The sequence below is a fragment of the Nannocystis pusilla genome (assembly GCF_026626665.1).
In the GTDB taxonomy this organism is placed as follows: domain Bacteria; phylum Myxococcota_A; class Polyangia; order Nannocystales; family Nannocystaceae; genus Nannocystis; species Nannocystis pusilla.
Window position 1 is genome coordinate 833,475 of sequence record NZ_JAPNKE010000002.1, and the last position, 12,959, is coordinate 846,433.

General features: G+C 71.6%; 10 protein-coding genes. All 10 read right to left on the reverse strand.

Features of this window, described 5'->3' with window-relative positions; translation table 11 throughout:
* Positions 1-76: 76 nt before the first annotated feature.
* Positions 77-1,240 carry a DUF2169 family type VI secretion system accessory protein gene (locus tag OV079_RS03810; RefSeq protein WP_267766284.1) on the reverse strand — a complete coding sequence of 388 codons (1,164 nt, stop codon included), beginning with the start codon at positions 1,238-1,240 and terminating at the stop codon, positions 77-79.
* Positions 1,241-1,651: 411 nt separating this feature from the next.
* Positions 1,652-2,428 (reverse strand): hypothetical protein, encoded by a 777-nt coding sequence (locus OV079_RS03815; protein WP_267766286.1) that lies wholly within the window; start codon positions 2,426-2,428, stop codon positions 1,652-1,654.
* Between the two features lie 206 nt (positions 2,429-2,634).
* Positions 2,635-3,594, reverse strand: coding sequence for a DUF2169 family type VI secretion system accessory protein (locus OV079_RS03820; protein ID WP_267766287.1), 960 nt, complete (start codon positions 3,592-3,594; stop codon positions 2,635-2,637).
* Between the two features lie 8 nt (positions 3,595-3,602).
* Positions 3,603-4,007: a hypothetical protein gene (locus OV079_RS03825; RefSeq protein ID WP_267766289.1), complete on the reverse strand. Its 405-nt coding sequence runs from the start codon at positions 4,005-4,007 to the stop codon at positions 3,603-3,605.
* A gap of 73 nt (positions 4,008-4,080) precedes the next feature.
* The gene (locus OV079_RS03830) at positions 4,081-4,848 is read right to left on the reverse strand and encodes a hypothetical protein (protein ID WP_267766291.1); all 768 of its coding nucleotides are present in this window, start codon (positions 4,846-4,848) and stop codon (positions 4,081-4,083) included.
* Between the two features lie 336 nt (positions 4,849-5,184).
* The gene (locus OV079_RS03835) at positions 5,185-6,087 is read right to left on the reverse strand and encodes a class I SAM-dependent methyltransferase (protein ID WP_267766292.1); all 903 of its coding nucleotides are present in this window, start codon (positions 6,085-6,087) and stop codon (positions 5,185-5,187) included.
* Positions 6,088-6,184: 97 nt separating this feature from the next.
* Positions 6,185-6,841: a class I SAM-dependent methyltransferase gene (locus OV079_RS03840; protein WP_267766293.1), complete on the reverse strand. Its 657-nt coding sequence runs from the start codon at positions 6,839-6,841 to the stop codon at positions 6,185-6,187.
* A 110-nt stretch (positions 6,842-6,951) separates the two neighbouring features.
* A complete protein-coding gene (locus tag OV079_RS03845; RefSeq protein WP_267766294.1) occupies positions 6,952-8,319 on the reverse strand; it encodes an HD domain-containing phosphohydrolase in 1,368 nt (455 codons plus the stop codon).
* Positions 8,316-9,062 carry a sensor histidine kinase gene (locus OV079_RS03850; RefSeq protein ID WP_267766295.1) on the reverse strand — a complete coding sequence of 249 codons (747 nt, stop codon included), beginning with the start codon at positions 9,060-9,062 and terminating at the stop codon, positions 8,316-8,318. Before OV079_RS03850 ends, OV079_RS03845 begins: the two co-directional genes overlap by 4 nt.
* Before the next feature lie 615 nt (positions 9,063-9,677).
* Positions 9,678-12,920 (reverse strand): PilZ domain-containing protein, encoded by a 3,243-nt coding sequence (locus tag OV079_RS55545; RefSeq protein ID WP_267766297.1) that lies wholly within the window; start codon positions 12,918-12,920, stop codon positions 9,678-9,680.
* Positions 12,921-12,959: the final 39 nt, after the last annotated feature.

Genomic DNA, 12,959 nt, shown 5'->3' on the forward strand with positions numbered 1-12,959 from the left:
GGCGCGAGCGTCGCGTCGGAGCTTCACCTCGCGCGCGTCGACCCTCGGGCGCGAGCGCGCCACGAGCCGGGGCGATCTAGTCGCGCCACTCGACGCGCAGGGGCATCGTCGCGAGCTCCTGCGGGTGATAGGCCCGCCTGGCCGGGGCGCAGCCGCGCCACACGAGGGTCACGCGATCGGCATCTGGCTCCAAGACCATGGTGTGAAGGACAGGTTCGGTGGCGTCGAGGCGACCGTCGCGGCCGTCGGTGTGGAGGCGCGGGGCCGGCGGGACCGCGAGGGTCCAGCGGGCGCGGGTGGGGTGGACGCCCTGGAGCTCGACGAGCTCGCCGCCGCGGAGGTGGGCGAACTGCAGGCCGAGCGGCGCGCCGCAGGCGATCTCGTAGCGGAAATCGAGGCTGGTCCGGCCGGTGCCGTCGGCGAGGAGCTCGGGGACGAGGCCGCGCTCGACCTCCAGCGGGGGCTCGTCGAAGTAGTCGACGATCGGGACAATCCCGCTGAAGGCGACGCGCGGGTACCAGTCGTAGTGGACCCACCCGCCGGCGTGCGGCAGGGGCAGGCGGTGCCAGTTGTCGAGCCAGTCGCCGACGATGCGCTCGGGGGTGAGGAGGTCGGACGGATCTTCGAGCTGCGGCAGCTCGAACTCGTCGACGGTGCCCGGGTCGAGCTCGAGCAAGTAGCCGCGGCCGACGGGGTTGCGCGGGTAGAAGAAGGGCGAGGCCGCGTCCGGATCGACGCCGCCGAGCCCCTTGCTCCACTCGGGGCTGCGCAGCGGGTTGCCGTGGCGGGCCTCGGCGCCGTGGTCCCGGCCGCCGTAGGCGAACACGGGCGACAGCGGGACCCTGTCGATCGGCTGCGCTTCGGAGAAGCGGAGCCGGCCCTGGCCGATCGAGCAGGTGCGCTGACCGAGGACCGCGATCCGGTGCTCGTGGCCGGCGACGCGGACGAGGACGTCGAGCCGGCGGGCGCGCTGGCGGCCGTAGGCGTGGCCGAGCAGGACGACGTCGGTGCGCGGCTTGTAGGCGTGGAGGTCGGTGTCGGCGGCCAGGAGGGCGGGGAAGTCGGGGTCGTCGAGCGGCTCGGCGACCAGCGGGGTCTGCTCGTCGGCGGGGACGCAGCGGCCGTCGGCGCCGACGTCGTAGGTGCGCTTGGCCAGCACCGAGAGCATCGGCTCGCCCGAGGGGAGGACGTCGGAGAGCTGCAAGACGGTGGGGCTCGGGCGGGTTTCGACCTGGCGCATGGGACAGAAGATGAGAGGAGAGCGACCTGGCGCGAGGGACAGGTGAGGAAGCGAGGTACCTGGCGCGAGGGAGGAAGAGTGAGGATCGACCTGGCGCGAGAGACAGAAGATGCGTGAGGAGCGAACTGACGCGAGAGACAGAGGAAGAGTGAGGAGCGACCTGGCGCGAGGGAACAGAGGATGGGTGAGGGGCGACCTGGCGCGAGGGACAGAGGATGGGTGAGGAGCGACCTGGCGCGAGAGACAGAGGATGCGTGAGGAGAGAACTGCGGCGAGGGAAGAGGAAGGGGCGAGCTGGCGCGAGGGAGGAAGAGTGAGGGGCGAGCTGGCGCGAGGGACAGAAGATGGGTGAGGAGCGACCTGGCGCGAGGGACAGACGGTGGCGACGGCCTGGCGTTTGGGGCAGGTGCTTCAGGGGCGGCAGACGGGCGGCGCGGGGCCGATGCTCGGCGGCTGGCGCGGCTGCGGGGGCGGCTGCGGGGGCGGCGGAGGCGGCTTGCCGAACTCGTCGACGACGTTGTTGTTGAGGTAGTCCTGGGCGCCGCTGGTGGTGGCGCCCCCGGGGGTCCACCAGCCGAAGGCGCCGTTGGCGTCCATGCCGAGCGGGCCGCCGAACAGGAAGCCCGACACCGCGCCGACGGCGTTGTTGAGGATCGGGTTGGCGGCCTCCCGGCTGGGGCGCATGAAGGCGGGGAAGATCTTGAGGAAGGCGTCGGCGCGGGCGCGGTTGGCCGCGGCCATCTCGCGCGCGACCTGGTTGATCACGTTGCCCTTGACCGTGCCGCGCAGGGCCGCCTTGGCGGCGCTCTTGGTCAGCGCCGCGTTGAGGAAGCGGTTGGCGATCTTGTCGCTGAGCTTGCCGAGGAGCTTGTTGAACAGCCACTGCAGCGCCCAGTCGATGGCGAAGCTGAGGAGGCCGTGGAAGAAGTCGCCCCAGGTCATGCCCGCGTAGTGGGTGTTGAAGGCGATGACGATGCCGGGGCGCTTGGGGAACGGGGTGCCGCAGTTGAGGTTCAGGTTGATGCAGGCGTACGGGATGATGCACACCGCCGCGGGCTTGCCCTCGGCCTTGTACTCGGTGGTGCCCCAGTACGACTTCGAGGCGCTGAACAGGATGTCGAGCGGCAGCAGGTACGACGGCGTGCCGATGTGCGGGATGCCGGGGCCGATGTCGCTGCCCTTCTGCACGAGCGCGCCCAGCTGGTGCTGTGGGTGACGGCGCGCTGGTAGGTGCCCTTCCAGCCGCACAGCAGGTGGAAGCAGAAGTACGGCACGGGCGCCGGCAGCGGCGCGGGCGAGCCGATCGGCCACGGGATGTGGAGGTCGTAGCCGATCATCGGGTGGAAGTCTTTGAGGACGGCGAACGGCACGGGATGTCCCTCAGAACATGTCCTTCAGCGCAGGGCGACGAGCTCGCACACGCGCTTCTCCAGCGGGTTCAGGACGTAGCGGAACGGGTAGCGGTAGGACACGAACACGCGCAGCAGGTCGGGCTCGACGCCGATCTGGTCGATCGCGGGGGTCTTCTCGGCGGTCTCGTCGCCGAACGCGAGGTGCACGCGCAGGAGGTTGTCAGGCAGGTGGAAGACGAGCGGGCCGTCCTCGCGCACGCCGGTGAGCGAGACGCGATCGCCGGGCTTGACCGCGGGGATGATGAGCTGCGGGAAGGCGGCGTTGTAGAAGGTGGGCCGCAGGACGGTGAGCATGCCGGTGTCGGGGTCGAACTCGAGGCTGCGGCGCATCCGCGGGCCGAAGCCCTGGCCGGGGCAGCAGGTGCCGACGGGCTCGGGGCGGTCGTCCCAGCGCGCGAGCAGGGCCGCGGGGTCCTCGATGTTGGGCAGCGGCTGGCCCTCGGCGGCGCGCTCGTCGGGGTAGTAGCCGCGGCCGCCGGGGTTGTCGGGGAAGCCGACGCCGAGGCCGTCCCACTCGAAGCTGCCGCCGAAGCTGCGATCGAGGGTCAGCGGCATGACGCGGAACGGCTCCGGCGCGCCCGGGACCAGGCCGCGCGGGCCTCGCTTCCACACGCGATCGCCGAACACGGCGAGGCGGCTGCGGAAGGCGGCGCCGACCCGCACGTCGAGGTCGAGGCGCGGGACGGGCCGGGCCGAGCGGGCGGCGCCGAACACCAGCAGGTCGACGCCGCCGCGGTAGAACAGCTCGTCGCCGGGCAGCGGTCCCTGCGGGCTGTCCCATGGGGCAGGTGAAATCTCCCACGCCTGCTCGCGGGCGACGCGGAGGCGGTCGCCGACGATGTCGTAGGTGATCCGCACTGCGACGGAGCCGAACAGCCGGCGCTCGTCGATGCCGCCGCGGAACAGGCGGGCGTGGTACGGCGAGCGGTTGTCGAGCTTCACGGGCGCCTCTAGCAGTTGACGAGCACGCGCTCGCCGTCGATCCGGACGTCGTCGTTGGCCTCGACCCGGACGTCGCCGAGCTCGGCGGTGATCGTCTGCACGCGCGCGGTGCTGCGGAGGTCGCCGGCGGCAATGAGGTCGAGGTCGCCGCCGGTCGACAGCGACAGGGCCTCTTCGGAGCGCAGGGTCAGCTTCTTGGCGTCGAGCACCAGCTCACCGGCGGCCTTGAGGGTCAGGCCGGCGCCTTCGAAGCGCAGCACCGGGCCGGTCTCGCGGACCTCGATCGCCAGCACGACCTTGCCGTCGCGGCCGAACAGCTCGAGGGTGTCGACGGCCGGGTCGCGGCGCAGCTCGACGCGGTGCTGACCGACGAGTTCGAGGGCAGTGGCCGGCGCGTCGTGTTCCTCGGGCATGCGGTGATGCTTCCACAGAAACGACTGCGGGGGCGGCGGCGCAGCGAGGGCCGCACGCGCGCGCGGGCGCTCGTCAGCGCGCGCACTCGAAGTGGGTGACCTGGCCGCGCACGACGGCGACGCGGTGGACGATGGGCGCGGCGGGCTCGTCGGGGTTGAAGACGCGCACCTCGTGCTCGCCGGGCGCGAGGGTGAGCACCATCTCCGAGCCGGGCATGCAGCTGCCGCCGCCGACGTCGCAGCGCTGGGTGCAGCGCAGCGCGAGCGAGCCCTGAGTGCGCGAGGTGAGGATCGAGGCGGTGAGTCCGACGAGGACGAGGACGCCGACGACGAGGGCGAGGGTGGGGGCGCTGGCGCCACGTCGCGGCTGGGCGTCGACCGGCGCGGCGGCGCGCGCCGGGCCGCTCGGGCGCACGATCCACGGGCCGAAGAGGAAGCAGAGGAGGGCGAAGCCCAGCAGCCACCAGCTGGGTCCGGTGGCGACCGTGACGCCGTCGCCGGAGCCCTGCAGGAAGGCGTGCAGGGCGTCGTAGTCGGCGCGCGCGGAGGCCTCGTCGGTGACGCCGAGGGCGAGCTCGCGGCCGCTGGCGTCGATCAGGACGGTGACGCCGCGCGTGCCGGCCCGGCCGGCGTGGGTGTCGAAGCGGTGATCGACGATCGCGTCGAGCGGAATCTCCCGGGCGCGCTCGAAGCCGAGGAGCCCGGCCGCGTAGCTGCAGCTGCCGCGCGCGCGGTCGCAGCGGAGCTCGGTGTGGTCGAGTCCGGCGAGCAGCAAGAACCCGCCGACGAACACGACGACGACGGTGCCGAGGATCTGCTGGCCGCGCGGGGAGAGAGCCATGCGCGCGATGGTACGCGAGCCGCCGGCGCAGGCGAAGCAGGCGCGGGAGCGAGCGGAGCGGGCGAGCGGGATCTGTCCCGAGGGACAGGTGGATGGTCCGGCTACCGGCCGCGGGGGCGTGAGGCGAGGGCGTCGCCGAAGACCGGCGCGGGAGACGACGCGGACGGCGGGCTGTGCTCGCGGGTGATCTCGGCGCCGCCGACACGAGCGACGGCCACGGCTCAGGCCGGTGACCGGCGGGCCCAGGCGAGGTCGGCTGGCCTTTCGGTCAGGCTGTCCGAAGGAGCAGGTACGAGCAGCCTGGCTCTTCGGGCAGGCTGTCCGAAGAGCCAGGCTCTAGCGGCGGGCGATGACGCCGGCGAAGAAGAAGTCGAGCGGGACGCCCTCGTCCTCGCGGAAGCCGTCCTCGAGGTGCGAGCCGAACAGCTCGATCATGGCGTCCTTGATCTCGCCCTCGAGCGCGGACAGGGCCGGGTGGGTGATGTAGCCGGTGTCGAGCAGCCAGCGGGTGGCGTCGACGCCGGACTTGAACCACAGGCGGAAGTTGTGCTGCCAGCAGGTGTCGATGACGAGGCCGCCGCGGCCGAGCAGGTCGAGCACCGGATCGATCTCGCGGGGCGTCGGCGGCTCGGCGACGGTGTCGAGCTCGAGGTGCTCGGCGAACTTCTGGTAGGTGGCCATCGCCTGCGGGGCGCTGGTGGCGAGGCTGGTCAGGATGCCGACGCGGCCGCCGGGGCGGACGAGGCGGCCCATCGCCGGCAGCACACGCGGCCAGTCGAGGTAGGCGAGGGCGAACCGCATCGACACGACGTCGAACGAGTGCGCGGGCGCGTCGGCGATGAAGTCCTCGGCCTTCGAGCGCACGGGCAGCAGGTGCAGGCCCTCCTCGGCGGCGCGCTCGACGGCGAGGCGCAGCATGTTCTCCGAGGGGTCGACGGCGACGGTCTCGCCGGGGGCGATCAGCCGCATCATCGGCAAGGTGGCGGCGCCGCTGCCACACGCGAGGTCGACCAGGCGCTCGCCGCGGCGGAGGTGCAGGTCGCGCGTGAGCCGGTCGTTCGGCGTCTTGACGTTGGGGCTCCAGAGGTCGTCGTAAAACTCGGCGACGCGGTCGTACGTCGACTGGAAGTAATGATCGAGGCTCTGCACGCGCCGCAGCGATACACCGAAGCCGACCCCCGTGCAACGTTCGTGGAGGCTGTGCAGCCGCGGATCCTGAAGCTCTGTGCAGGTGCGCAACGGCTCGCGCAGTCACCCCGGCAGGGCCCCCAGCGGCCGCGACAGAACTAAAACACCAGCGACAGAAGTACGACGCGCCGTGCCAGCGGGCCGTGCTTCAGGCGGCCTCGGAGATGTCCCGCGGGAGCGAGCCGCGGCACACGAGCACCTCGGCCGGCGGGAAGTTGGGCACGACGATCTGCCGCCGCTGCTCGGCGAAGTAGCGGCCGAGGTAACGGCCGAGGTGGAACTGCGAGAAGCCCCGCGTGGTGCTGTAGACGATCACGTGCGCGTGCAGGTAGCCGTACTGCACGAACACGCCGCCGGGCGCGAGCACCCGCGCGACGCTGTCGAGGATCGCGTCGCGCAGGTCCGGCGGCAGCAGGCTCATGCCGAGGCACGAGACGATGGCGTCGACCGGACCGGCGTGCCCGGCGGCCGCGAGGTGGGTGCCGAGGTCGGCCGCACTTCCGTGGATGGCGACGAGCCGCGGGTCGGGCAGGCGTCGCGCGGTCGCCTCGAGCAAGGGGCCGTCGATCTCGACCCCGTACAGGCGCGCGTCCGGCCGCATCGCGGCGAGCAACTTCTCGGTGACGGTGCCGGTGCCGGTGCCGAGCTCGATGACGCTGCGGGCCCGACCGAGGTCGGCGCCCTGGACCAGCGCGTCGACGAGGAACCGCGAGCTCGGCACGAAGGAGGCAGTCTGGTCCCAGTCACGCCAGCCGTTGAGGAAGAAGTGCCAGGCGGCCCGCATCCGGTCGATCGAGGAGGTCACAGGGCGGCGATTGTAACCGGCCGCAGCCGTTTGTCACGGCGAGGCGGACCAGCGCCGTGCGTGCGCAGCCGCCTACGCATGCGACCCCCGATCTCGGCGGCAGCGGCGCGTCAGTTGTGGACCTCGTAGACCTCGCCGCACTCGCTGACGCGCGGGCCTTGACGGTTCTCGACCGGGCTCGTGCGCGGCTTGAGCGGCCGCAAGTTGGGCGGCAGCTCGAGCTCGGGCCAGATCTCCATCATCGCCTCGACGACCGCCGGATCGAACTGGCTTCCGCCCAGCTTGCTGACCTTCTCCGCGGCGATCCGCGGCTCCATGCCGGCGCGGTAGATGCGGTCGGAGACCATCGCGTCCCAGCAGTCGGCGACGCTGACGACGCGCACGCTCGGCGGGATGTCGTCGCCGCGCAGACGATCGGGGTAGCCGCCGCCGTCCCAGCGCTCGTGGTGGTGCAAGGCGAAGCGCCGCAGCTCGGCGAGCTCGGGCGACTTCTCGAGGATCTTGCCGCCGAGCACGGTGTGCTGGCGGATGACCTCGATCTCCTCGAGGGTCAACGCGCCGGGCTTGTTGAGCACCTTGTCGGGGATGCCGATCTTGCCGACGTCGTGCAGCAGGGCGCCGAGCTCGATGGTCCGCAGGAGCGGCCGCGCGAGCTTCATGTGCTCGGCGATCCGCACCGCGAAGTAGCTGACGCGCTCGGAGTGGCCGCCGGTGTAGAAGTCCTTGGCGTCGATGGCGGCGACCAGCGTGCGCACGGTGTCGATGAAGAAGCCGTGGACGCGGGTCTCGAGCGAGCTGCTCTTGGTAGCGAGCTCCTCGTTGAGGCGGGTGAGGTACGACTCGTAGTGCTGGGCCCGCAGCAGGTTGCCGACGCGGGCCTTGAGCTCCTCGGGCAGGAAGGGCTTGACGAGGTAGTCGCTGGCGCCGCGCCGGAGGCCGCGCACGCGGTCGCGGCCGTCGGCGCGGGCGGTCAGCAGCAGCACCGGCAGGCGCTCGAAGTCGGGGTCCTTGCGCAGCTGCTCGACCAGCTGGAAGCCCGAGAGCTTGGGCATCATGACGTCGGAGATGACGAGCGCGGGCCGGACATCGCGGACCTTCTGCAGGCCCTCCTCGCCGTTGTTGGCGGTGTAGACGTCGTGCTGCGGCGCGAGCAGGCGCTCGATGACGCGGACGATCTCGGGGTGGTCGTCGATGACGAGGATCCGGCTGCGCTCGCCGCGAGCGGCCAGCAGGTGCTCGCCGAGCAGCGGGACGGCGCCGGGGAACGACAGGTCCGGGGTCGGCATCGTCGCGTCGAGCAGCTTGACCCGCTCGATCGCCGGCAGGCGCTCGATCCGCGTCATGCTCATGGCCGGCATGGCGAGGATGTCCTCGGGGACAGGGATGGCCAGCATCGACTCGCCGGGGGCCGGCTGCGCCGGGGCCATCCCGACCAGCTCGGTCGGGTCGAGCGGGCGGCTCGGCAGCTCGACGGTCATGGTGGTGCCGCGCCCGGGCTGCTCTCGACCACGACCTCGCCGTCGTGGCGGTTGACGATCGTCTTGACCAGCGCGAGGCCGATGCCGGTGCCCTCGAAGGCGCGCGTCGAGGTGGCGTCGCCCTGGAAGAACGGGGTGAACAGCTTGGCCTTGACCGCGTCGTTCATGCCGATGCCGGTGTCGCTCACCGACAGGCGCACGCGCTCGCCGTCGACGCCGACGCCGACGCCGACGCGACCCCCGGCCGGGGTGAACTTGACCGCGTTGCTGATCAGGTTGCGGGCGACCTTGCCGAGCTCGCGCGCGCTGCCGATGACGACCACCGGCTCGGGCGGCGGGTCCCACTGCAGGACCAGCTTGCGCTGGCGCGCGGTGCTGCCGAACGCCTTGACTTGCTCGTCGACGACGGCGCGCAGGTCGATCGGTTCGCGCGTGAGCGGCTGGTCGCGCGCGCCGTACTTCGAGTAGTCGAGGAGGTCGTTGATGAGGTCGTAGAGCTGTCGCGTGGCGGTGTGCATGTCCTCGAACACCTGCCGGACCTCGCCGCGCGCGTTGCCGGCGAGCAGGCCCTCGAGCGGGGTGAGGATGCAGGTCAGCGGGGTCCGCAGCTCGTGCGACATGTTGTCGAGGAACTGGCTCTTGGCCCGGTAGGCCTCCTCGATCTCGCGGTTCTTCTCCGAGACCTCCTGGTAGCTGTGGGTGATGCGCTCGTAGACGCTGCGCAGCTCCTCGTTGGTCTGCATGGGCGAACGCGGCGTCGAACAGGCGCCGGCGCAGGCGGCGGTTGAAGTAGGCGCCGACGGTGACGGTGGTGGCGGTCGAGATCAGGAAGATGCTGTTGGCGGCGAACACCGACCAGTCCCACTGCGCCAGCGGCACCGGGTCGAGCGCGAGCAGCAGGCCGACGAAGGTGAGGTAGACGGCGGTGGAGGTGACGAGGACGTGCAGCGGGCCGATCGGGACGAACACGCCGACGGCGATCAGCGTGAGGGTGATGCCGGCGTAGTAGTGGCTCTTGTGGCCGAGGTTGAGCGCGCTCATCAGGCCCATGAAGGAGCCGATGAGGTACATGGCCAGGGCGCACACGCTCTCGACGTAGCGCTGGAACCGCGGCCGCTGGCTGAACTTGAGCAGGCCGACCATCACCAGCGCGAGCGCGAGGCGCATGGCGAAGAACTTGGCGACCAGGGCCGGGTCGTCGAGGCTGATGATGTCGAGGACGCCGAAGCCGAGCATCAAGGCGATGCCGAGGTAGGTGACGCGGCGGTAGCCGGCCGCGACGTCCTCCCGCACGCGCGCGGCGAAGCCCTCGTCGCGCGACAAGGTGCTCTCGCTGACGGTGGGGAGGTCGCTCCTGCTCATCGATGGCCCACGGCGATGATCGCCTGCGGCGGGTCGCCGAAGGCGGTGACGGTCTCGACGCGGCGGAAGCCGGCGCGCTCGACCATCACGATCAGCTCTTCGCGCGAGAAGAAGGCGAACTGGCCCTCCTCGGCGAGGATCGAGAGGAAGGCGGCGCTGCTGAGGAAGGCCCGGACGTCGCGCAGGAAGGTGCCGCGGTCGACGCCCGGCGGCAGCGGCATGTTGGGGTCGCTCTGCAGCCGGTGCAGCAGGTTCTGGTAGATCCGGCTCATGTCGAAGTCGGGCTGCATGGTCGACACGACGATCCGCCCGCCCGGCCGGACGACGCGGTGGAGCTCGCGCAGGACCTCGATCGGGTTGCTCAGGTAGCTGAGCACGAGGCTGCAAGCGACGCGGTCGAAGGTGGCGTCGCCGAACGGCAGGCGCTCGACCTGATCGCCTGGCCGAATGGACAGGCGGGCGAGCTGCAGCTCGTCGACCGCCGGCGCCTGGCCGCGCTCGAACCGGGGCCGCGCGTCGCGGACGAGGTCCTGCGGGCCGAGCCGCCCGCGCAGCCAGCGGGCCATGCGGTTGAAGTCGAGGGCGACGTCCTGCTCGTCCGCCGGCAACGCGGCGGCGAGGTACGCGAGGTCCTGCTTGTCGAGCTCCCGCCCGCGCAAGACGTCGTGCAGCCGCCAGTCCTCCGCTGCCTTCCACATGTCGATCGAGTAGCCCGTGAGACCCTTGATGATGCCCCTTAGCGCGTCGTAGCCGTAGAGCTCCCCGGCGAGGAAGCGCCGGAGGGTCCGCACCGGGCTGATGTCGATGTTGACGCAGTGCCGCGCGACCTCGGGCAGCGCGAGCCCGCGCTCGTCCGCCAGCGCGCGGAGCTTGCGCTCGGCCTCGTCGAGCGCGCCGGGCACGAAGTCGACGAGGTTCAGCCGCGCGCACGGCGGGCGCCCGCGGGCGCCGCGGCGCCGCAGCAGCCGGGCGGAGAGGTTGCCGGTGCCGCAGCCGAGGTCGCAGACGACGTGCTCGGGCCGCACGTCGAGCAGCTCGAGCTCGCGCTCGATGAACTCGTTGTACTCGTCGCAGGCGTTGAGGACGTCGTAGGCGAGCTTCGAGCTGCTGTCGCCGAGCAGGTACTCCTGCCAGTAGCGGCGGCGGTCGGGCAGCGGGCTCTTGGGGACGCGCCGCCACTCGGCGTTGCGAGCCCGCACGAGTTCGCGCGGGTCGGGCGTGATCGGGTCGATGTCCTCGCGGAAGAGGAAGCGCCAGATCTGCCGCACCGCGGTGTGGAACAGGGTCAGCGCCTCGACGCTCGACAGCGGCATGTGGCCGCAGTCGAGCTCGACGAGCTCGCGCGCGCCGGGGGCGGCGACGGCCATGAACTCGCGGATCGTGGCCGGGTCGATCCACGCGTCGAAGCGGCCGAGCAGCCAGGTGACGGGGATCGGGATCTCGGCGATCTCGCGCTTGGCGTCGGCCATGAACGCGAGGCCCTCGCGCAGGAGGTCGGCGCAGAAGTGGTCGATGTCGCCGGTGACGCCGAGGATGTTGGCGATCCCGCTGAGCTTGCCGCTGGCGTGCTGCGACACGTAGTCGATGCCGCCGGAGGCGTTGCGGATGACCTCCTGGGCCGCGGGGGCGCCGTTGATGCCGAGCCAGTAGTGGATGCGCTTGCCCTTGTCCTGCCACACCGCGCGGCGACCGACGACGCCCTGCAGGCTGAACGAGACCAGGACGACCTGGGTCGGGGAGAAGATCGGGTTGTCGTAGACGTAGTCGAGGGTGGCCTGGATGTCGTCGACGGCCTGCGACAGCGACATGCGCATGGCCTCGCGCCCGTGCTCGCGACAGTCGGGGTCCTTGTAGCTCTCGCCGAGGTTGCGCACGCCGTCGAAGCGCAGCACGACGACGTCCTGGCGCCGGCGGGCGAAGTTCTCGACCAGCGTGAGCGCGAGGCCGGAGGTCGACTCCTTGCGCTTCGAGTGGGCCGGCGGGATGATGATCACCGGCGCGAGCAGCTTGCGTCCGTCGCCGCGCGGGGTGGTGTTGAGGATGGCGACGATGTCCTCGCGCCGCCGGTTGGGGTAGCGCACCACTTCGACGCCGCCGGTGCCCGGTCCGGTCGGCGCGGGGGCCTTGCGCGGGATGAGCCGGCCGATCAAAAGGCCCATCTTCTCGACGAAGCCGAGCGACTTCTTCTCCGACGCGCCCCGCGGGCGCACGCCCTTGGTGAAGGCCTCGTCGGCGATGCCGAAGTCGAGGCCGACCCGCAGGTACTCGACGGCGCCGGCGTCGCCCTGGACCGGGGTGACGTGCATGACCTGGCCGGTCTTGCGGGTCTCGCCGTCGCCGTTGGCGCCGCTGACGACGACCTCGCGCAGGGGGGTGCCGGGCAGCAGCAGGGCCTCGTCGGGCCGCATCCGGAAGGCGAGGCCGGTGGCCGAGATGTCGAGCACCTCGCGCCGCAGCTTCTTGCCCGGAGGATACGGCAGCGGGATCGAGACGAACATCTCCTGCGGGCCGGGCGAGCGCCGCTGCGAGCGCCGCAGCTCGAAGCGGGTGAGGTTGGCCGGCACCTCGAGCGTGACGCGGGCGCCGCTGCGGTCGAGCACCTGCGAGTGCGCGTGGGCGTTGAATGTGCCGCGCGTCAAGGTGATGTGGACGTGATCGCCGACGGCCGGCAGGCGCGCCGCGGCGTCCCGCAGCTGCACGAACATCGCGGCGCCGCTGACCTGAAACAGCTGCAAGTCGACGAGCTCGCCGACGTCGCGCTGAAACAACAGGCCGGGCACGGGACCCTCGGCGATCATGTCGCGCAAGGTGCCCGCGACCGAGGCGACGCCGCTGACGACCTGCACGTTGCGCGGGTCGACGTGTCGCGGGCTGTCCTCCATGATCTCGGCGATCTCCGCCAGCAGCCGCCCGAGGACGTAGCGGTGGATCTGCTCAGCCGCGGCCTCGCTGAGGTCCTGAAACTGCAGGCCGACCCCGAGGCCATGCGGCGACAGTGCGGCTACTCGGACGACACGCGCGGACACGTCGACGGCCTGGTCGCTGCCGAGCAGCGCGACCGACAGGAGCAATTGACTGGGCAGGTGCGCGTGCTGGTCGGGCAACGCGACGAAGGCCCCGCCGTCGGAGACGTTCAACACCCGACCGCTGCCGACGTTGGCGACGGTGCACACGAGCGTGCATGCCACCCGCGGGTAGACGCGGCGATCTCCGGGACGGCCGTAAGGTTGTACGTTCACGCGCCCATCCTACCGAAGCCCGACCCGCCAGCCCGAGGC